At 39.2% G+C, this 20799-nt stretch carries 19 protein-coding genes; 17 read left to right on the top strand and 2 right to left on the bottom strand.

The window, feature by feature from the left end; all coding sequences use genetic code 11:
* Positions 1-5: 5 nt before the first annotated feature.
* Positions 6-296 carry a GIY-YIG nuclease family protein gene (locus M0R16_10400; GenBank protein ID MCK9613291.1) on the bottom strand — a complete coding sequence of 97 codons (291 nt, stop codon included), beginning with the start codon at positions 294-296 and terminating at the stop codon, positions 6-8.
* A 46-nt stretch (positions 297-342) separates the two neighbouring features.
* Positions 343-633 (bottom strand): GIY-YIG nuclease family protein, encoded by a 291-nt coding sequence (locus tag M0R16_10395; GenBank protein ID MCK9613290.1) that lies wholly within the window; start codon positions 631-633, stop codon positions 343-345.
* Positions 634-864: 231 nt separating this feature from the next.
* Between M0R16_10395 and M0R16_10390 the strand changes: the two genes are divergently transcribed.
* The 17 genes from M0R16_10390 (at position 865) to M0R16_10310 (ending at position 20728) form a co-directional block, all read left to right on the top strand.
* A complete protein-coding gene (locus M0R16_10390; GenBank protein MCK9613289.1) occupies positions 865-2112 on the top strand; it encodes a site-specific integrase in 1248 nt (415 codons plus the stop codon).
* A gap of 29 nt (positions 2113-2141) precedes the next feature.
* The gene (locus tag M0R16_10385) at positions 2142-3605 is read left to right on the top strand and encodes a hypothetical protein (GenBank protein MCK9613288.1); all 1464 of its coding nucleotides are present in this window, start codon (positions 2142-2144) and stop codon (positions 3603-3605) included.
* Positions 3606-3678: 73 nt separating this feature from the next.
* The gene (locus M0R16_10380) at positions 3679-4014 is read left to right on the top strand and encodes a helix-turn-helix domain-containing protein (protein ID MCK9613287.1); all 336 of its coding nucleotides are present in this window, start codon (positions 3679-3681) and stop codon (positions 4012-4014) included.
* A gap of 3 nt (positions 4015-4017) precedes the next feature.
* On the top strand, positions 4018-5541 hold the full coding sequence (locus M0R16_10375) for a phage/plasmid primase, P4 family (GenBank protein ID MCK9613286.1): 1524 nt from the start codon (positions 4018-4020) through the stop codon (positions 5539-5541).
* On the top strand, positions 5528-6883 hold the full coding sequence (locus tag M0R16_10370; protein MCK9613285.1) for a DUF6371 domain-containing protein: 1356 nt from the start codon (positions 5528-5530) through the stop codon (positions 6881-6883). Before M0R16_10375 ends, M0R16_10370 begins: the two co-directional genes overlap by 14 nt.
* A gap of 81 nt (positions 6884-6964) precedes the next feature.
* Positions 6965-8116, top strand: coding sequence for an XRE family transcriptional regulator (locus tag M0R16_10365; protein MCK9613284.1), 1152 nt, complete (start codon positions 6965-6967; stop codon positions 8114-8116).
* A 4-nt stretch (positions 8117-8120) separates the two neighbouring features.
* Positions 8121-8648 carry a DUF4411 family protein gene (locus M0R16_10360; GenBank protein ID MCK9613283.1) on the top strand — a complete coding sequence of 176 codons (528 nt, stop codon included), beginning with the start codon at positions 8121-8123 and terminating at the stop codon, positions 8646-8648.
* Between the two features lie 208 nt (positions 8649-8856).
* Positions 8857-11673: an N-6 DNA methylase gene (locus tag M0R16_10355; protein ID MCK9613282.1), complete on the top strand. Its 2817-nt coding sequence runs from the start codon at positions 8857-8859 to the stop codon at positions 11671-11673.
* Positions 11654-11911, top strand: coding sequence for a hypothetical protein (locus M0R16_10350; GenBank protein MCK9613281.1), 258 nt, complete (start codon positions 11654-11656; stop codon positions 11909-11911). The genes M0R16_10355 and M0R16_10350 overlap by 20 nt, the downstream gene beginning before the upstream one ends.
* Positions 11908-12312: a transcriptional repressor gene (locus M0R16_10345; GenBank protein ID MCK9613280.1), complete on the top strand. Its 405-nt coding sequence runs from the start codon at positions 11908-11910 to the stop codon at positions 12310-12312. The genes M0R16_10350 and M0R16_10345 overlap by 4 nt, the downstream gene beginning before the upstream one ends.
* Before the next feature lie 53 nt (positions 12313-12365).
* Positions 12366-12671, top strand: coding sequence for a hypothetical protein (locus M0R16_10340; protein ID MCK9613279.1), 306 nt, complete (start codon positions 12366-12368; stop codon positions 12669-12671).
* Positions 12672-12813: 142 nt separating this feature from the next.
* Positions 12814-12954, top strand: coding sequence for a hypothetical protein (locus M0R16_10335; protein ID MCK9613278.1), 141 nt, complete (start codon positions 12814-12816; stop codon positions 12952-12954).
* A 200-nt stretch (positions 12955-13154) separates the two neighbouring features.
* Complete coding sequence (locus M0R16_10330) at positions 13155-17528, top strand: CusA/CzcA family heavy metal efflux RND transporter (GenBank protein MCK9613277.1); 4374 nt, start codon at positions 13155-13157, stop codon at positions 17526-17528.
* A 19-nt stretch (positions 17529-17547) separates the two neighbouring features.
* Positions 17548-18750: an efflux RND transporter periplasmic adaptor subunit gene (locus M0R16_10325; GenBank protein MCK9613276.1), complete on the top strand. Its 1203-nt coding sequence runs from the start codon at positions 17548-17550 to the stop codon at positions 18748-18750.
* A gap of 24 nt (positions 18751-18774) precedes the next feature.
* Positions 18775-19113 (top strand): P-II family nitrogen regulator, encoded by a 339-nt coding sequence (locus tag M0R16_10320; protein MCK9613275.1) that lies wholly within the window; start codon positions 18775-18777, stop codon positions 19111-19113.
* Between the two features lie 10 nt (positions 19114-19123).
* Complete coding sequence (locus M0R16_10315) at positions 19124-19753, top strand: hypothetical protein (GenBank protein MCK9613274.1); 630 nt, start codon at positions 19124-19126, stop codon at positions 19751-19753.
* A 75-nt stretch (positions 19754-19828) separates the two neighbouring features.
* The gene (locus M0R16_10310; protein MCK9613273.1) at positions 19829-20728 is read left to right on the top strand and encodes a cation diffusion facilitator family transporter; all 900 of its coding nucleotides are present in this window, start codon (positions 19829-19831) and stop codon (positions 20726-20728) included.
* Positions 20729-20799: the final 71 nt, after the last annotated feature.

The raw sequence follows: 20799 nt of genomic DNA, 5'->3' as shown, positions 1-20799 counted from the left end.
GGGATTCAAACCTGCAACCCTGCCCGACTGAAGTCGTTCAGGCGGGCTTCTGATCCGTCAGGATTGATTTTCTTAATAAATCTTCTTCCTGCAGCACTTTTCAAATATTTTTCGCGTGTTCTTGCGAGAGCAATATTTTCGACAGTTTCAAAATATATTAACTTGTAAGGGATGTAAGGTTTTATTGATTTTGTATTTCCGTTGTTATGTTCATTAATTCTATTATAGAGGTCTTTTGTAAACCCTGTATACCTTTTTCCGTAATTTTCACTTTGAATAACGTAAACGTAGTACATAATAAAAAAGAGGGCATTTCCCTCTTTGTAGTGACCCCGGCGGGATTCAAACCTGCAACCCTGCCCGACTGAAGTCGTTCAGGCGGGCTTCTGATCCGTCAGGATTGATTTTCTTAATAAATCTTCTTCCTGCAGCACTTTTCAAATATTTTTCGCGTGTTCTTGCGAGAGCAATATTTTCGACAGTTTCAAAATATATTAACTTGTAAGGGATGTAAGGTTTTATTGATTTTGTATTTCCGTTGTTATGTTCATTAATTCTATTATAGAGGTCTTTTGTAAACCCTGTATACCTTTTTCCGTAATTTTCACTTTGAATAACGTAAACGTAGTACATAATAAAAAAGAGGGCATTTCCCTCTTTGTAGTGACCCCGGCGGGATTCAAACCTGCAACCTTCTGATCCGTAGTCATAAAAATACCCTTCAGCGATTTTTTGTGAATTTGTTATGAAACCTTGTGAAATATAGGGTTTTCAGCGTTTTTATGTTAATATCTTTTTGCTTATTTTTGCGATTATTTGTTATTTTGTGTGTACTTTTGTGTGTACCATATAAAACATTTCTTTATGCAAAACGAAGTAACTACTGCCATAATTCTTGAAACAAGAAAGCCCCGTAAAGATAATCTTTATCCTGTAAAACTCAGGGTCACTTATAAAAGAGATCGGAGATATTATACTTTAAAAGATGAGGTCGGGAAAACTTTTGCATTATCCGAAAGCGATTTTGCAAAAATTATGGGGGAGAGGCCACGTGATCCGTTTAAAAAAATTGCCCTTTACTTCAGTTCTGAGGAACAACATGCACGTGATGTAATAAAAAAAATAGTTCCGGCATTCTCATTTCCTGCATTTGAAAAAAAATACTTTACCGATTTGGAAGATGACGAAGATTTGTTTTCCGGGCTTGATACTGCTGCTAAAGCATTGAGAGAAGAAGGTCGTATTTCAACTGCTGTTGCTTATGAGTGCACTAAAAATTCTCTGGAAGATTTCCACGTAAAAAAAATTTTGCCTTATTCTTATGTCGATATTCAGTTTCTTAATAAATATGAAAAGTGGATGTTAGCAAATGACAAAAGCTCAACTACCATAGGGATATATTTGCGCAATGTAAGGGCGCTTTTTAACAAAGCAGTAAAAAATGGTAAAATCAGTGCAGAATACTATCCTTTTGGTGAAGGGAAATATGTGATACCTGGTGGAAGGAATATTAAAAAAGCATTGACACAAAAAGAGGTCGGTTTGATTGCCAATTATCCGGCGAAAGAAGGCCGAAATGAACAGAAATATCGTGATCTTTGGCTGTTCAGCTATTTATGCAATGGTATGAATGTAAAGGATATGGCTTTCTTAACCTATGGTAAGATAAAAGGGGATGTAATAACTTTTATTCGATCCAAAACTGCGAGGGAGAAAAAAAAGGATCCTCGGCCAATCACCATAATTATTACGCCCCTGATTCGTAATATTATTGATCGTTGGGGCAATAAATCTGAAAAACCTGACAATTATATTTTTCCTATTTTGGAACCCGGCCTGACTCCTGAACAGCAATATGCCAGGGTGCAGCAAACTACAAAGATGATAAACAAGTACATTAACGAAATTGCTGAAGAATTAAAGCTGCCCAACAGGATTACAAGCTATACGGCACGCCACAGCTTTGCCACTGTTTTAAAACGTTCAGGGGCTTCTATGGAGTTTATAAGCGAAAGCTTGGGGCACAGTAATCTGGCTACAACAGAAAACTATCTTGCTGATTTCGAAATAGCAGAAAAAAAGAAGTGGGCCAAGAAACTGGCAAATTTTTAATATTATTGCATGTTCCAATTTGAACAAAAATGAGTCCTCGCAAATCTGTTAAATTAAATCCGGAATCAAATGAAGTTGTCCTTTACTTCAGGGAACTGAAACGCCTTTTTAATGAACAACACCCTGATCCGACTCTCACAGATTATGTAAATGAGATAAAGTGTGTGAAAAAATTATTATATGGTGAAGACATTGGGGATGAGAAATTTTATCATAGCTGGATCAAAAGATTTGACATGACATCTCAGGAAGCTTCAAAACTTAAGGTTTATCATGTATTACACCAAAAATCCATTTTATATGAGTATGAATACTTCCCGCCAAAAGATGTTAAAACCGATATAACTGAGCGGCACAGCCATGTTTATGCATACGCTTTTCAGGAATACCTCATGCACCTTTATAGTGAGAAAAATCTCAAATTAGACAATGATTCAGATTTCACAGATCAATCGGAATATAAACAAACATTAATTGACCCGAATACTGAGTCCAATTATGATATTACGACGCATAAGGTATATAATCAGAAATTTTCAATTACCGACAAAGTCTTAATGGAATTACTGATAATAGATAAGATTTTTCGGGCTCAATTATCAAAATATCATCCTGACACTTTTACTGATTTTCCAATTATGGATGGAAAAGGTAACAAGGGAATTGATGGTTGCTATTTTTCTTTTATATACATCTATTCACAAATTGAATTATTCAACCTACATGACTTTAAAGCTGATATTACAAAAAGGTTTGAAACTGCCCTTAGACCATCATTATTGATTAATCAGCTTATTAAAATTAAAAAAATTGCTGCGATTATTCTTACTTATTATTATACCCATCTTGGGCCTGATACGGAAATGTTTAAAAAATTCTATGCTCATTTTTTTGCACCGAAAGAAGACAAAAAGGATGAGGAAAATGATGATGGATTTATTATGAATACCGCAACGGTTTTAATATCCTCCTCTTTGAATTTAAACACAATTTTCATTGGTAGTTATGCGAAAAGTCAAAATATTGTCCGAGTAGTAAAGTCTTTTGAAATAGGTTACTCACAAAATAATTTCTCTTTGGTTAATTTCTGTAAGGAAATATTTGAATTTATTGATTCTATTGACCTTGTTAATTATACTGCTAAACCTGGAAATTCTGAATCTGATCATAATAGTGAACCCGATATAGATAAACTCACGTTGCGTCAGATCGCTTTGTTATGTTTTTATAAGGGAAGGCGTGTGACACGGGAAAATGGTAATGAAATAGCAAAAGAATATGGCTTAAATTCTGGTGAAAAATTGTTTCAACATTATTCATTTTATTTAAGTCGCCAAAACAGAATTGCAAAAGAACCCACACATAAAAAGAGTTTAAATAAAATTTCTTTAATTGAGTCAGTGATAGATCTTCTTCCTCATGATTCCCCAGAAAAACAGAGGGCTTCGGAGGAACTTAATACCTTAAAAGCGGCTGTCGCGAAAGAAGATTAATAAAAATTGTAACCGGTTATAACCGGTTACCGATTTTTTGTGCCCCGCAACTTTGTGACAAAAATCAGTCACAATGAACAACCCATTTGAAATTATTGAGGCAAGATTATCGAACATCGAAAATCTATTACTTGACCTCAAACAAAACGACAACAAATCTCAGGAAGCCCCCGATCCAGACAAACCCCTTACCATTCGTCAGGCTGCCGACCTCCTTGGCTTAGCTATTCCAACATTATATTCTAAGGTGTCACGCGGGGAGATTCCTTGCTGGAAATCCGGTAAACGTCTGCTTTTTTCACGTGAAAAATTAACGGAATATATGCAACAAGACCGCCGTCAGTCCGGCTCCATGGTGAAGATTGGTTCACGCGCTTACAACCTTGCATCCGACAATAAAAAAAGATAAATCATGGCTAAAGATAAAGTTGCCATAAAAAAAACCACTGAAAAAAGTGACGCAGATAATTTATCTGTTAATCCGGATGCAGATCAGTCGGGCATAACCAAAGATAAAATTCTTGGCCATATGAAGGAATTGCTAAAGCAAACTGAACCGATACCACACAACACAGTTTTATTTCAGTTGACCGAAAAAATCAAGCCAATTGATTATCGCACCCTTGCTGAACTAAGTGACAAGGAGCATCCCAAAAACAATCATTACCAGATAATCACAGTTGAAAATATTATAAAAATTGCCAGGCAAAATAAATGGGACCTTTGTCAAAACAATGATTTCATTTATGTGTATAACGGTGCATTTTGGAGTTTACTTTCCTCTGATGATCTCAAATCATTTTTGGGTAATGCAGCTGAAAAGATGGGGGTTGATAAATTCAAAGCCAGATTTTATAATTTTCGTGATCAGTTGTACAAACAATTCTTAGCCACTGCAAATCTTCCAAAACCAGTAACACCTGAGAATGCGGTACGGATTAACCTTGAAAATGGCACATTCGAAATCACACCTGATGGTAATAATCTCAAGCCTTTTAATTGTAAAGATTTTATTACGTATCAGTTGCCCTTCAATTATGACCCGAAAGCAATAGCACCGAAATTTGAAGCATATCTCAATAGGGTATTACCTGATATCAATAGGCAGAAGATTCTTGCTGAATATCTTGGGTACGTATTCATGAAACACGGCACATTAAAACTTGAGAAAGCGCTGCTTCTTTATGGTTCAGGGGCAAATGGTAAATCTGTATTTTTTGAAATTGTAAATGCGTTGCTAGGTTCCGAAAATGTTTCTACCTATTCATTGAAAAGCCTTACCAATGACGATGGCTACTACCGGGCCATGTTGGCAAACAAACTGGTGAACTATGCAAGTGAAATTGGTGTCAACCTCGAAACATCAATATTCAAACAATTGGTTTCCGGTGAAAAAGTTGAAGCCCGCCTGCCGTATGGTGCTCCGTTCTTGATTGATAATTATGGTAAACTGATTTTTAACTGTAATGAGTTACCTTGGGATGTCGAACATACGCTGGCATTTTTCCGTAGGTTTCTCATAATTCCTTTTGATATCACCATACCTGAGGAAGAACAGGATAAGCAACTTGCATCCAAAATTATTGCTCATGAATTATCCGGTGTTTTTAATTGGGTGCTTGATGGGTTAAATCGTCTTTTAGAACAGAAGAATTTTACTGAATGTGAAGCTGTAAAGCAGCAGTTAGAACAATATCGGAAACAATCCGATAGTGTTTTGATGTTTATTGAAGACTACAATTACATTAACAATCCTGATGATTATACACCACTGAGAGACCTTTACAGTTCATATCGGTCATTTTGTTTTGATGATGGTTTAAAACCCGTAAGCAAACACAAGTTTTCTCTACGTCTTACCTGTTCTGGGTATATTGTAGAAAAGAAAAATATTGGAAACGTAGTATTTGTAACAAGGCAGCTTGATAATTTTTAAAAATGTTTTTGTACACTCTTCACCTTTTTCACTTTTTTCACCTATGGATGAATTTGTTTATAAACTAGACAACAGTAGCAAAAAATTTGACTGCCCGGCTTGTGGTAAAAAGAGGTTCGTTCGTTATTTCAACACAGAAATAGGGGAGTACTTACCTGAAATTTATGGTCGTTGTGACCGGGAGATAAATTGTGGCTATTTCCTGAATCCATATAAAGACGGCTATAAAAGTAATGATAGCACGACATTTGAGAATCATAAATGTAAATCGAATACTCATAGAGTTGTTATATCTCCGTCCAATAATTCTGCTAAAGAAATTTCATTTATCCCCTATGTTACCTATAAACTAAGTTTATCAGCATACCATAAAAACAATTTTGTCCATTTTCTTTTAACCTTGTTTGATAAAGATACTGTGAATAATCTTATTCACCGATATCACCTAGGAACATCAAATCATTGGCCCGGTGCTACCGTATTTTGGCAGATTGATGGGGAAGGCAGAATCAGAACTGGTAAAATTATGCTTTATAATCCTGAAACCGGCAGGCGCATTAAAGAATCCTTCAATCATATTTTTTGGGCACATAAGGCCCTGAAACTAAAAAATTACAACTTGCAGCAGTGTTTTTTCGGCGAACACTTGCTGGCCTCTGACATAAATAGTCCGGTTGCTATTGTCGAAAGCGAAAAGACTGCGATGATCGCTTCTGTCTATTTTCCTGAATTCATTTGGTTGGCAGTCGGAAGTCTGACAAACCTTTCTGCTGCTAAGTGCAAATGCCTTCATGAGCGTAAAATCTTTTTATTTCCCGACCTGAATTGTTTTGAAAAATGGTCGGCAAAGGCTGCTGAAATATCATTGCAATTACATGATGTTCATTTTGAAATATCTGATTTGTTGGAAAAAGAAGCAGCTATATCTGATCGTGCCGGTGGACTTGATCTCGCTGATTATCTAATTCGCTTTGATTACCATGAAATCAATGTCTCGTATGGGCTGCCGGTATTTTACCCGCCGGAAAAAGCAAAAATCATTTCGGTTCCACCAAGTGAAAAACGTGAAAAAAGTGATAATGTAAAAACAAACTTTATTAACCCGATAGTGAATAAGCCAAAACCTGAACCCTGGGACTTATCTGAAATTGAAACTTTCTTTGCCTCCCATAAGCTGCCCACCCATCCAATCCGGCTCAATCCGTGGACTTTGATTGTCGATTCTGCACTTTTCGTTTCTTCCAATCTTGAATTTGTCCGTCATAACAATGGCAATCCGAAATTTCGCCTGTATTATGATGGATTGGTTGATTTGCGGAATATCTTGTTATCAAGTGTTTGATTTTCTTGCTTTTTAACGGTTTTTTTAGTAATTTAGTCATTAAACTTTATTGAATTAATAATTTGTATATTTTTGTCAATTATGACTGATGCAATTCACATCAAAACTAATCCCGATGTTCTGCGCTGGGCGCGTGAATCTCTTGTGATTTCCAAACCTAACGCCGCTAAAAGCATTGCAATTACTCTTAATCGGCTTGATCAGATAGAAAGTGGTCAAAAATCTCCTTCGATGGATGAATTAAAGGCAATGGCAAAAGCATACAAGCGCACGGTTGCTACATTATTGCTTCAATCTGTTCCGGCTGAAAAACCGATGCCTAAAGACCACCGAACTGTAAATTCTGAAATTCTAAATAAATTTCATGATAAAACCATTTTGGCTGTTCGTAAGGCAAGGGCATTGCTGATTTCATTATTGGAACTCCGTGAAGAATTAGGATTATCTTTACAACGATTCAGTGTACATGCTACAATGAATGATTCTCCGGCTGAATTGGCAAGGGCACTTCGTCAACAATGGGGTCTTGATGAAATCAGACAGGTTGATAATGCAAATTTGGCATTAGGTGCTTACATTGAAAAGATCGAATCTCTTGGAATTGCTGTTTTTCAATTGAGTATGCCACAGGATGGTCTTAGAGGATTTTCGCTTATTGATGAATCAATACCGATTATTGCAATAAAGCGTGGTGGTGAACCACATACAGCAAAAATATTTACTCTATTCCATGAGCTTGGCCATGTTATCCTTAATGAAGGTGGTATTTGCAACATTGATTTTAATATCAATGAGCAGCAGGTCGAAAAATGGTGCAATGCTTTTGCCGCAGAAATTTTGGTTCCTACTGCAGAGTTGCTTAATTCAGAAATTGTTAGAAGGTATATTGCAAATAATCAGAAATTTTGGACAAGAAAAGATTTATCTGAATTAGCTGCTAAATTTCATGTAGGATTACTTTCTATGCTCAGATGTATCCTTGACAATAACCTCACAACCGCAAACTATTACAAAGAAAAGCATCAGGCCTGGAACAAACCTTCTTTTGGTATCAGCAAGACGCATGAAGGCAGAAATCTGCCTAAAGAGACTCTTAATGAGAGAGGCCGTACATATTTTAGCCTTGCTTTTAAGGCTTACGATCAAAATAAAATTGATTTAAAGGACTTGTCGGATTTCTTAGGTTTAAGACTATCATACATCCCTCGTGCCCGTCAATTGCTGAACGCTTGATAAAATGAAGTTAGCTTTCCAGGACAAGGACAATGTCACTTACGTGATCGATACAAGCGGGCTGATCAAACTTGAATCAACATTTCAGCCAAACAGCCTTGTTTTTTCTGCAATTTGGGAAGAAATTGAGGATTTGATAAAGCAAGGTCGTTTCAGAACTATTGACTTTGTTGAAGATGAAATTATACGTTACCAGGGTGAACAGGATTTTTTAAAAAAATTTGTAAAGAAGTGGAAAAAGCAATTCGTTTATCCTACCGATGCTGAATGTTTCAACGCAGCGATTCCAATTATTAATCAGGAATATAACACTGGTTTTTTTAGTGCTCGTAAATTAGCCGATGGTCAGGAAGAAGCCGATCCTTACCTAATTGCCTATTGCAAAGTAAACAGTTATGTTTTGATTACAAATGAAAGCAAGCTCAAAAAGAATAAAATACCCGGCGTATCCCAAAAAAATGGTGTTACCTGCATCGACATCTATGAGTTCATTGATGAACGTGGTTTAAGAATGGAAAGAAAAAAGAAATAGGATAATTACCTTCAGATTCTGAATAATTATAGTTTTTTATTGACATCACGTAACATTGACAACATCAGGTTTGTCATTATAAATATGATGTAAGGCGATTGTCTTCTCTAATATAATTTTTTTTATTCCCTAATAACATTATTTTTTTTCTTTTTATTTCCTCATTCTCCATATATATTTTTATTTTTGATTTTCTTAAACATATTCCATGCCCCTCTCCTGGAACGAAATACGATCCCGTGCCATTGCCTTTAGCAAGGAATGGGAAACGGCATCATCCGAAGACGCAGAAGCAAAATCGTTCTGGGACAAATTCTTTGAAGTATTCGGTATCAGCCGCCGCAGAGTTGCCACCTTTGAGCAGCCGGTAAAACGATTAGACGAAAGCACAGGGTATATCGACCTGCTGTGGAAAGGTACCTTAATGGTCGAACACAAATCCCGTGGCCGCAACCTCGATAAAGCCCTGATTCAGGCAAAAGACTATTTCCCCGGACTGCAGGAATTTGAACTGCCCCGATATGTCCTTGTATCTGATTTTGCACGTTTCCGGCTATATGATCTCGACGAGGGTCACCATCACGAATTCGAACTCCGCGAACTTCACAAAAATGTAAAGCTTTTCGGATTCATTGCCGGGTATCAGAAAAAAACGTTCAAAGAAGAAGATCCTGTCAACATCAAAGCCGCCGAGGTGATGGGTCGTTTGCATGATCAGTTGAAAGCTGTTGGTTACGAAGGCCATGCCCTTGAAATGTACCTTGTCCGCCTTCTGTTTTGTATGTTTGCTGATGATACTGGTATCTTTGACAAGAGCATTTTCAATGAGTATCTCGACCTGAAAACAAATCCCGACGGCTCCGACCTCGGCATGCACCTTGCCCAGATATTTTTCATCCTGAACACCGATAAAGACAAACGCCTCCGCAATCTCGACGAGAGCCTTGCACAGTTCCCTTATGTCAACGGTAAACTTTTCGAAGAAGTCCTTCCCCCGGCATCCTTCGACAGCAAAATGCGGACGCTTTTGCTTGAATGTTGCTCATTGGATTGGAGCCTGATATCCCCGGCAATTTTCGGTTCGTTATTTCAAAGTGTCATGAATCCTGCCGAACGCCGCAACCTTGGCGCACATTACACTTCCGAGAAAAACATTCTGAAAATCATCAAACCCTTGTTTCTCGACGACCTCTGCCACGAGTTTGAATCGGTAAAGGACAATAAGAACAAGCTGCTGAGGTTTCATGAGAAAATTGCAGCTTTGCGCTTCCTCGATCCCGCCTGCGGTTGCGGAAACTTTCTCATTATTGCATATCGTGAACTTCGTTTACTCGAAATAGAGATCATCAAAACCCTGCAGAAAGGCCAGCAGGTAATTGATATTGAAACCCTCGTAAAATTGAATGTCGATAGGTTTTATGGCATCGAATACGAAGAATTTCCGGCACAAATAGCACAGGTTGCCATGTGGCTTATTGATCACCAGATGAATCAGCGTGTCAGTGATGAATTTGGAGAATATTTCCTGCGTTTGCCCTTGCGCAAAAGTGCGGTTATCGTTTGCGCCAACTCTCTGCAAACCGATTGGCACAGCCTTATTGATCCCATCCCGTTTGAGAAACGCGAGCAACGCTTTGATTATATATTGGGGAATCCTCCGTTTATAGGTAATAGCTTGCAAAACGCTGAACAAAAAGCTGATGTTGAAAAAGTATTTTCTGGTGTTAATGGCGCCGGTGTACTTGATTACGTTACATGTTGGTATATAAAGGCTGCACAATACTTGCAGCAGTATTCATTTATTGTAACAGAAAATCAAAACCCGAATCAAGACCGGACAAAAGTTGCTTTTGTTTCCACAAACTCAATCTCACAAGGCGAACAGGTTGGTATTCTTTGGAACGAGCTGTATAATAAATACAAGATTAAGATACATTTCGCACATCGTACTTTTAAATGGGGAAATGAAGCACGTGGTAAGGCCGCTGTGCATGTTGTTATAATTGGATTTTCAAATTATGATATTTCTGAAAAGCTTGTATATGAATACGAGGATATTAAGGGCGAACCACATGTAATAAAAGTAAAAAACATTAATCCCTATCTGATTGAAGGAAGTGATTTTTCTTTGATTTCCCAAAATAAACCTATTTCAAATATTCCTAAAATGTCAAGGGGTAACTCTCCTTATGATCAGGGTAATTTGATTTTTACTGATGAAGAGGCACAGAACTTTCTTAAAATCGAGCCAAAAGCTTCCAAATATTTTAAACAACTAATCAGCGCAAAAGAATTTCTTAATGGACAAAAACGATGGTGTTTGTGGTTATTGAATGCAAAACCAAGCGCAATACGTGAAATGCCTTTTGTTCAGGAAAGAATAAAAAATGTCTATGAATTTAGGAGTAATAGCTCAGGAGCTGAAACAAGAAAATACGCATCTACACCATCTTTGTTCAGGGATTTAAATAATCCGGACTCGTTTATTGTTATTCCTCGGCATAGTTCAGAGAATAGAAAATACATTCCAATGGGTTTTTTTACAAAAGACAGCATTCCTAGTGATAGTTGTATGATTATACCCAATGGAAATTTATTTCACTTTGGTATGTTAATGTCCGCGATGCACATGGCTTGGGTGAAATACATTTGTGGTCGTTTAAAAAGCGATTTTCGTTATTCAAAAGATATTGTTTATAACAATTTCCCCTGGCCCGAAAATCCTACCGATAAGCAAAAAGAAGCCATTGAAAAAGCTGCACAAAAAGTTCTCGATACACGGGCCGAATTCCCCAACAGCAGCTTAGCCGATCTATACGATCCGCTAACCATGCCTCCGGCGCTCATCAAAGCCCACAACGAACTCGACAAAGCCGTTGATCTCTGCTACCGCCCTCAACCATTCATCAACGAAACCAAGCGCATTGAATTTTTGTTTGAACTTTACGAGAAATACACCGCCGGCATATTTGCCCCGGACAAGAAAACAAAGCGAAAAACAAAAAATGAGGAAGGAACCACCTGATTGCTGCGGCCCTGCCCTGAGCGCAGTCGAAGGGGCAGCAACAGAGCGTTGGCACGAAAATATGGCGGTGTCAGCGAGTGGCATGCGGCGAAGGTTCGCGATATATTTTCTTGATTTTTTGGGTACTTTTGTATCAAGACAAAAGTACCATATAAAAAAGACAAAGCCGTTGATCTCTGCTACCGGCCGCAACCTTTCATCAACGAATCAAAACACAGTTACCAAATCAACATCATGACAAACGACAAACTCCACAATAGAAACATCAAACCCACCGCCATGCGCGAACTGGTCCTCCGGGTGTTAACCGATCAAAAATCCGCCATTAGTCTTGCCGAATTGGAAGTAAAATTTGAAAAAGCCGACAAAAGCACTCTGTATCGCACCCTTAAAACCTTTGAAGAAAACAAGCTCATTCATAGCATCGACGATGGCACGGGTTCTGTCAAATATGCATTATGCAGAGAAACCTGTCATTGCCATCCCGAAGACCTCCATGTTCATTTTCTCTGCACAAAATGTAATAAGACCTATTGTTTAAACGATGTTCCTGTCCCTGAGGTAAATCTCCCCGTCCATTTTACTCTTGAAAGTGTAAATATGGTCATAAAAGGCATCTGTTCCAATTGCCAAAAGTAACTTTGCAACTCAGTTGCACGAAATTTTCATTACTTTTGTCAGCAAATACTCAAATGAAATTTTTAGCGGTCATATTATCCTTTATTGTTTTGGGGCTTAGTGCCGCCCCCTGCATTGATGATATGAAGGATGGTTCCCCGCAAAAAATTGAAACATCTCACAACGGAAACAATAATCATCAGAATGAAACCGACCATTGTTCGCCATTTTGCACATGTCAGTGTTGCCAGTCCACTTTCTATGTTTCTGATTTCATTGCTGTCTTTCAACGCGAATATTTCGAGACAATATACTTTGAGTATTCATCATCATTCCTGAGTATCGACCTTTGTGATATTCTGATCCCTCCCAAATCATAATTTCTTTTCCTCCCGTTAAGGAAACTTTACTGTTATGGCATTCTGACGTTTAGTCAGGTCTTAATAGTTATATGTTTTCCTTCCAATGTTCCCGTTTCGGGCGCATAGGCATTGTTTTAGTTTCAAAGTACAAAATAATGAAATGAACAAAAAAGCGAAAAAGAAAAGAAAACGCATTACTGAAAGGTTGATATTATGGTTTCTCATCATTCTTGGAAGTTCAATAGTCATCCTCTACGTTATTGCAGAGATTTACAACTATTACCATTGCCCGGGTTATTAACTCATTCACAAAATCATTTAATAGAAGTATGAAATCAGAACAATGCAAAAACCAAAAAGAAAAAGAATAAAAAACTGACTCTAAACCAAAAAAGGAAGCGTATTCTGTACATCATACTTGGGGCATTGACTATCGTGGGTATTGTCATACAGGTAGTATATCAAATAAATAGATTCAAATAGAAGTTAAATTATCAAACTATGATAGAAAAAATAATAAAATTCTCGATATACAATAAACTCATCATTGGTTTATTTGTATTGGCGCTTATCGGTTGGGGCACATATTCCCTCACCCGCTTGCCGATTGATGCGGTTCCTGATATTACCAACAATCAGGTGCAGATCATATCAATTGCGCCGACCCTGGCGGCAAATGAAGTTGAACAATTCATAACTTCTCCTGTTGAGGTTTCAGTCGCCAACATTCCTGACAAAGTCGAGCTTCGTTCAATTTCCCGGCTGGGGCTTTCTGTCGTCACTGTTGTTTTCAAAGACAATGTCGACATGTACTGGGCGCGGCAGCAGATTTCTGAACGTCTCAAAGAAGCTGAAGAAATGATTCCCGAAGGGGTCACTACTCCGGAGTTGGCCCCCATTTCCACCGGCCTTAGCGAAATATATCAATATGTTTTGCGTGTCAAGCCCGGCTTCGAAAAAGAATACGACCCAATGAAGCTGCGCACAATTCAGGATTGGATTGTCCGCCGCGAAATGCTTGGTACTCCGGGCGTGGCTGATGTCAACAGTTACGGTGGATTCATGCAGCAATATGAAGTCTCGGTAAACCCCGAGCGGCTGAAATCAATGGATATAACGCTTACAGATATTTTTGATGCCCTGAAAAAGAACAATCAGAACACAGGCAGTGCGTACATCGACAAGAAGCCGCAGGCTTACTTCATCAGGGGTATCGGTCTCGTCACCTCTTTGGAAGACATTGAAAACATTGTTGTAAAAACCACGGATGACGGCTTACCAGTATTAATCAAAGATGTTGCGACAACACAAATGGGAAGCGCTCCCCGTTACGGGGCATTCATTGTCGACACCATTGGCGAAGCGGTTGGAGGGGTAGTCATGATGTTGAAAGGAAAAAATGCATCCGAAGTCATTGACGGGGTAAAGGAAAGAATGGAATTGATAAAAAAATCAATGCCCGAAGGTGTTGAAATTGAGGCCTTCTATGACCGTACAGAACTGGTTGATCGCGCAGTAGGTACGGTTTCACGTAATCTTATTGAAGGAGGTCTCATCGTTATTTTCATCCTTATCCTCTTGCTTGGCAACCTCAGGGCTGGCTTCATCGTTGCCTCCGTCATTCCCCTGTCAATGCTTTTCGCAATTTCAATGATGAACTTGTTCGGGGTATCAGGCAATCTCATGAGTTTAGGTGCCATTGACTTTGGTTTAATTGTGGATGGCGCCGTCATCATTGTCGAAAGCGTGGTCCACCGGATCACGCAAAGTAAAACGCATCACCCCGGAGTTAAAATATTATCGCGACAGCAAATGGACGGTGAAGTATTCGGTTCTGCTAAACGCATGATGAACTCTGCCACTTTTGGACAGGTGATTATTCTTATCGTTTATCTTCCGATTCTTGCATTGGTTGGTATTGAAGGCAAAATGTTCCGTCCCATGGCCGAAACCGTTGCATTTGCCATCCTGGGTGCCCTCATTCTTTCTTTGACATATGTGCCGGTTGCATCGGCATTATTCCTGAGCAGAAAAACAGAACACAAACCCAACTTCTCCGAAAAAATCATGAAGTTCCTCCACAAATTGTTCGACCCCGTTCTTAATTTTTCGCTACGGCACAAAATTGCTGTGGTCAGTGCTTCGGGTGTTCTGCTTATATCCAGTATATTTTTGTTTAATTCTCTTGGCGGCGAATTTATTCCTCAGCTTGAAGAGGGCGATCTTGCAGCAGGGGTCATAACCCTTCAGGGCGGCTCATTGTCAAATTCTGTAGAGGTTGTCGAAAAAGCCAATAAGATACTCATGTCTAAGTTTCCTGAGGTCGAGCATGTAGTTTGTAAGATTGGTACTGGCGAAATACCTACCGATCCCACACCGATGGAGACCGGAGATTACATTATAGTAATGAAAGACAAGAAAGATTGGACCAGTGCTGAAACCCGCGTTGAAATGATGGAAAAAATGGAAGAGGAATTGTCCGTTTTGAAAGGTGTAGTATTTACACTTCAACAACCCATTCAAATGCGCTTTAATGAACTCATGACCGGATCAAAGCAGGATGTTGCTGTGAAAATATTCGGTGACGACCTCGTGCTGCTATCCGAAAAAGCTGAAGAAGTGGAAAGGCTGATTACCGGTGTAAAAGGTGTCGAAGACATAAACGTAGAAAAAGTGACGGGTTCGGGTCAGGTACAGGTTCGTTACGACAGAAAAAAGATTGCTCAGTACGGCTTAAACATCGAAGATATTAACCAGCTTCTCAAAACTGCATTTGCCGGTAGCACCGCAGGAGTAGTGTACGATGAAGAAAAACGCTTTGACCTGGTGGTACGCTTCGATAAACAATTCAGGGATAACATTGAATATATTAAAAGTCTATATGTGCCCTTGCCCAATGGCAACCAGATCACTCTGGACCAGCTTGCTTCTGTCGAAATTAAAACCGGCACCTCTCAGGTTTCCAGGGAAAGTACAAAACGCCGTATTACCGTCCAATTCAATGTTCGCGGCAGGGATGTTCAGTCCATCATCGAAGAGATCAGCCCGGTGATTGATGAGAAAGTTAAAATGCCTCCGGGGTATTATGTTACATACGGGGGCCAGTTCGAGAATCTTGTCGCTGCAAATAAAAGATTATCGGTGGCTGTTCCTGTCGCTTTGCTTTTGATTTTCATTTTACTGTTTTTTGCTTTCAAATCAATAAAACAAACCCTGCTCATCTTTTCGGCTGTGCCTCTTTCTTTAATTGGTGGAGTAATTGCACTATACCTGAGAGATATGAATTTCAGCATCTCAGCAGGCGTTGGTTTTATTGCATTATTCGGGGTTGCCGTGCTCAATGGCATTGTGCTTATTGCTGAATTTAACCGCCTCGAAAAAGAAGAGGGCATTACAGATATATATGATCGGGTAAGAAAAGGAATTAAATCCCGTTTTCGTCCCGTTTTGATGACGGCGGCTGTTGCATCTATGGGTTTTCTTCCTATGGCGCTTTCAACATCCGCTGGAGCTGAGGTTCAAAAACCCCTTGCCACTGTCGTCATTGGTGGTTTGATTTCTGCAACCTTGCTTACTCTTATTGTTTTGCCTATATTATACATTCTTTTTTCCGGCAAAAAGAAAGCAAAGATTGCACCCGTCGCTAATGTCATACCTGTTATTGTTCTGGCAGGGCTGTTCTTCTTTTTCGGAAATTCTAACGAACTTCAGGCGCAAACAGCAAGTCCTAAGTATTATACGCTCGATCAGGCCTTACAACAGGCATTGAACAACAACGGCTACATAAAATCTTCTGCCCTTCAGGTCGATTATCAGAAGAAGCTCAAAACGGCAAGCTGGCAATTCGAAAAAACGAACATTGATTTATCTTACGGGCAAACCAATTCCTATGCTAAGGATAACAACATTTCGGTTTCTCAGACATTTCCTTCCGTTTTTCAGAATCTCAGCCGGTCCAAACTGGCAGGAGCTTATGTAAAGAATGCTGAATATGGTTTGTCACTTTCTAAAACCGAAATCATCGCCGGGGTCAAATCCGTTTACTTTCAGCTTGCTTACAACTATTCCCGGCTTAAATGGCTTGTTTATCAGGATTCGGTTTATGCCAATTTTCTCAAAGCCGCTGAGCTTAAAAATAAATTGGGCGAAAGTGCCCTGCTCGAAAAAGTTACAGCGGAAACCCGCTTAATGGAAATAAAAACGCAGATCAGTCAGGCAAAATCTGACATATTGATCTTCCGCCAGAAACTGCAAACTCTGCTTAACTCAAATGAAGCGGTCAACATCTCCGATTCGGTTCTTCAAAAGATCGATTTCGCTTTCAATACCGACAGCTCTGCCGTTTCGGCCAATCCGTCGCTTACAATAATAAGGCATCAGATTGAGATCTCCAAAAGAGAAACTCAGGTTGAAAAAATGCAGTTAATGCCCGATATAAACATTGGTTATTTCAACCAGTCCAACAAAGAATTAAGTAATGCCCATCGTTTTACGGGTATTCAGGCGGGCATATCCATTCCCTTGATTTTTGGCTCGCAATCGGCAAAAATTCGCGCCTCAAAGGTCAATGAGCAAATTGCACAAACCAACTTCGAGTACTATAACTCTGTTGTCAAAAGCGAATTTCAAACTCTTTTACAGCAATACTTACAATTCAGGGCTAATCTCGATTATTACGAAAGCACAGCCATTCCTCAATCCGACCTCATCATGGTACAATCGGGCAAAAGCTACATGGCCGGCGATATTGATTATGTCGAATATGTAATGAACCTCGATAAAGCGCTGGATATAAAATCAAATTATCTGCAAACATTAAATGATTACAACCAGTCAATAATTGCTATCGAAAAAATCTTGGGCAAAACAAATTAATTAAAAAACACACAGAATTATGAACTTAATAAATAAAAATAAAATGAAAGCAAAAATGTTTTTTATGATCCTTGCGGCCTCACTGTTTGCCGCAGGTTGTGGCAGCGGCAATCAAACAGGAGAGCACGAAGGCGAGCACGAAGAACTCCCGCCAAACACTGTTGAAATGAACGATGCACAGATCGCTTCGGCAGGTATTGAACTGGGCAGCATGGAGCATAAAATGCTGAGCACCGAATTAAAAGTTAATGGTGTGGTCAATGTTTCCCCTCAAAACCTGGTTTCAATATCTGCCATCATGGGCGGGTATATCAAAAGCACCGGCTTGGTTCCTGGCAGTCCGGTCTCAAAAGGTCAGGTAATTGCAGTCATCGAAAACCCCGAGTTTATCGAACTTCAGCGCAACTATCTTGAAAGCAAAAGCAAACTTGAATATGCCGAAACAGAGTACAACAGGCAGAAAGATTTGTACAAAGAAAATGTCAGCTCTGCAAAAACATATCAGCTTGCAGTTGCAGAATACAAAACTCTTCAATCCACTGTTTTTGCATTGGAGCAAAAATTAAAAATGATTGGCATAGATGCAAAAAAACTTGAAGTCGAAAAAATTTCCGGTTCAGTGCCTGTTATTTCTCCTATCAGTGGATACGTTAAAACGGTAAGTGTCAATGTTGGCAAATATGTCAATGCCACCGACGTCATTGTTGAGATTGTGAACACTAAAAACCTCACTCTCGAACTCACCCTGTTCGAAAAAGACATTGATAAAGTGATGATCGGCCAGCAGATCAGTTTCAATATCCCTACCCGCCCCGAAAACAAAATGACGGCGGTCATCTACCAGGTTGGTAAGGCAATCAATACTGACAAAACCATCAAGGTTTATGCAACCGTCGAAAAAGAAGACAAGAACTTATTGCCCGGCATGTACATTAATGCCACTATTGATACGCGCAATGATTCTGTTTCAGCTTTGCCCGATGAGGCGGTACTTTCATTCGACGACAAGAACTACATTTTCATTTTTTATGAAAAGAAACCCGAAGGCGACAAAGTGGTCACATTGTACAAAGTAATTGAAGTAAAAAAAGGTGTATCTCAGGGCGGATATACAGAAGTCATACTGCCTGAGGATGTCGTTTTGCCTGCAAGCAAAATCGTGATCCGTGGTGCTTACAATTTACTGTCGGCAATGAAAAATGCAGGCGATATGGCTTGTTAATTCATCCATTAAAACTTATGAATTATGAAACAGATAAAAGCAATCGTAAAACCTTTTAAGGTCGACAGCATTCTGGGCAAATTACTCGATGCCGGTTATCCCAACATTACCGTATCCTTAGGCGAAGGCACCGGCAGCTATACCGACGACACGGATGACAAACCGGCAAATTCTACCTGTTTTTCATTCACAAACGTCGAAGTGGCAAAAATTGAAATTGTTTGTCACGATACGGATGTCGAAAAGGTAGTCGGAATTATTTCCACGCAGGGCCGCACGGGCAATCCCGGCGATGGCATCATTTATATTACTGACGTCATTAAATCCTTCCGTGTAAAAACGGGCACTGAATTATTTCTTTAAAATAAAGTCAATGTTCATCCATTCTAATACCAAGGCCGTCTGTCATGCAGGAAGTTCAATCCTGTATGACAGCCCTTGGCTTTCAAAAACTTTTTCGTACATCAAGCACTCAGCCTGGATATTGCCTGTTTTCATTCTCCTGCTTTACGGTAAAAGTTATTCCCAAACCGCCTATCGCACAACCAATGGCTATGTCTTGGCGACCGGTAATTATAACGACTCCGTTTTTTTTGCCGAAAGCCATAAACTCGCCATTGTTTATGATCCGGTCAACAAAGCCATTCACGGCAGTATTGATCTTCGCACACTTACAAGCGGTATTACTGTGCTTGACAGTATATTCTTTGCAGAGCCGCAAATTATCTCGCTTTTTGCAACTATCCCGGTCGATTTCCTCACTTGGGACCATCAGGAATACAACATAGATGTGCCACTCGAAATTTCTGCAAATAAAATCAGCGTAGTCGCATTATCCAAAATGAAGTTCAGCCATGTCGACCGTATGCTCTCTTACAATTGCATAATGGAAGCATCTTTTAAACTCCTCCTGTCCGATTTCAGTATAAATATTCCGCCTGCTGTCAGTCCTTCAATCAATGTTCAGTTTCTTCAGTTAATATTAAGAAAAGGGCGCAATTAAAATACAACACGAAAAAACTGATATTACGGCAGGATAAATTATCTTTATGGATTATAAAAAATAGGTATCATTATTTTGGAACACCAACATCAGCATACTGCCGGTTTTAATCTGAGTACTGCCTTTAAAATAGGCATTTCCTTAAATATCGTTTTTATAATCTTTGAGGCAATTTACGGTTTTTTTTCTAATTCCATGGCTTTGCTAGCCGATGCCGGGCACAACTTCAGCGACATTTTGGCTTTAGTATTTTCATGGATTGCCTTAATTCTTTCACAACGCAAGCCAACGCTAAAATTTACCTATGGTTTCCGCCGTTCAACCATTCTCATTGCATTGCTCAATACACTCTTACTTTTGGCTGCCGTGGTATTTATTATTTGGGAAACCATCGAACGATTGGGCAAACCAATTGAAATAAATTCTCAAAATGTAATCATCGTTGCTGCTATTGGCATAGTAGTCAATGGGTTTACAGCGTGGCTGTTTTTGAAAGGCAAAAGGTACGACTTGAATATACGCAGTGCCTATGTTCATTTCATTGCCGATGCATTGGTTTCAATGGGTGTCGTGGTTGCTGGTATAATAATGACATTTACAGGTTTCATGTGGATCGACTCACTCGTTTCCTTCATCATTATTGCTGTTATCCTTTACTCTACTTATCATTTACTCATTGATTCTGTCAACCTGGCACTTGATGCAGTTCCAGAAAATATTAACATTGTCGAGGTCCGCCAATATCTGCTACAACTACCTGAAGTATCGAACATTCATGACCTCCACATTTGGGCTTTAAGCACCACCGATGCTGCTTTAACAGTACACTTGACAACCATTATACCAACCGATGTCGTCTTTATAACTAACATACAACAAGCCCTTAGTCAGCAATTCAACATCCACCATGCCACCATTCAGGTCGAATTCAGTCATAAAATTCCGACCCACGATGCCAACTGCAATGAATATTAAACGCTTCATTCGACTTAAATTCAACTTCTTTTTTTTATTCTTCTGGCTCCGTCTATCTTAAAATCAATTTA

Source organism: Bacteroidales bacterium (assembly GCA_023228145.1).
Taxonomy (GTDB): Bacteria; Bacteroidota; Bacteroidia; order Bacteroidales; family CAIWKO01; genus CAIWKO01.
Note: the sequence above shows the minus strand (reverse complement) of the source record. Positions and strands in the feature narration are given on the sequence as shown.

Bases quoted from the DNA above. Each gene is read 5' to 3' on its own strand.
- M0R16_10360 (MCK9613283.1), top strand. From the start codon at position 8,121: ATGAAGTTAGCTTTCCAGGACAAGGACAATGTCACTTACGTGATCGAT.
- M0R16_10385 (MCK9613288.1), top strand. From the start codon at position 2,142: ATGAGTCCTCGCAAATCTGTTAAATTAAATCCGGAATCAAATGAAGTT.
- M0R16_10345 (MCK9613280.1), top strand. From the start codon at position 11,908: ATGACAAACGACAAACTCCACAATAGAAACATCAAACCCACCGCCATG.
- M0R16_10365 (MCK9613284.1), top strand. From the start codon at position 6,965: ATGACTGATGCAATTCACATCAAAACTAATCCCGATGTTCTGCGCTGG.
- M0R16_10335 (MCK9613278.1), top strand. From the start codon at position 12,814: ATGAACAAAAAAGCGAAAAAGAAAAGAAAACGCATTACTGAAAGGTTG.
- M0R16_10330 (MCK9613277.1), top strand. From the start codon at position 13,155: ATGATAGAAAAAATAATAAAATTCTCGATATACAATAAACTCATCATT.
- M0R16_10390 (MCK9613289.1), top strand. From the start codon at position 865: ATGCAAAACGAAGTAACTACTGCCATAATTCTTGAAACAAGAAAGCCC.
- M0R16_10400 (MCK9613291.1), bottom strand. From the start codon at position 296: ATGTACTACGTTTACGTTATTCAAAGTGAAAATTACGGAAAAAGGTAT.
- M0R16_10395 (MCK9613290.1), bottom strand. From the start codon at position 633: ATGTACTACGTTTACGTTATTCAAAGTGAAAATTACGGAAAAAGGTAT.
- M0R16_10380 (MCK9613287.1), top strand. From the start codon at position 3,679: ATGAACAACCCATTTGAAATTATTGAGGCAAGATTATCGAACATCGAA.
- M0R16_10325 (MCK9613276.1), top strand. From the start codon at position 17,548: ATGAACTTAATAAATAAAAATAAAATGAAAGCAAAAATGTTTTTTATG.
- M0R16_10355 (MCK9613282.1), top strand. From the start codon at position 8,857: ATGCCCCTCTCCTGGAACGAAATACGATCCCGTGCCATTGCCTTTAGC.
- M0R16_10340 (MCK9613279.1), top strand. From the start codon at position 12,366: ATGAAATTTTTAGCGGTCATATTATCCTTTATTGTTTTGGGGCTTAGT.
- M0R16_10375 (MCK9613286.1), top strand. From the start codon at position 4,018: ATGGCTAAAGATAAAGTTGCCATAAAAAAAACCACTGAAAAAAGTGAC.
- M0R16_10350 (MCK9613281.1), top strand. From the start codon at position 11,654: ATGAGGAAGGAACCACCTGATTGCTGCGGCCCTGCCCTGAGCGCAGTC.
- M0R16_10320 (MCK9613275.1), top strand. From the start codon at position 18,775: ATGAAACAGATAAAAGCAATCGTAAAACCTTTTAAGGTCGACAGCATT.
- M0R16_10315 (MCK9613274.1), top strand. From the start codon at position 19,124: ATGTTCATCCATTCTAATACCAAGGCCGTCTGTCATGCAGGAAGTTCA.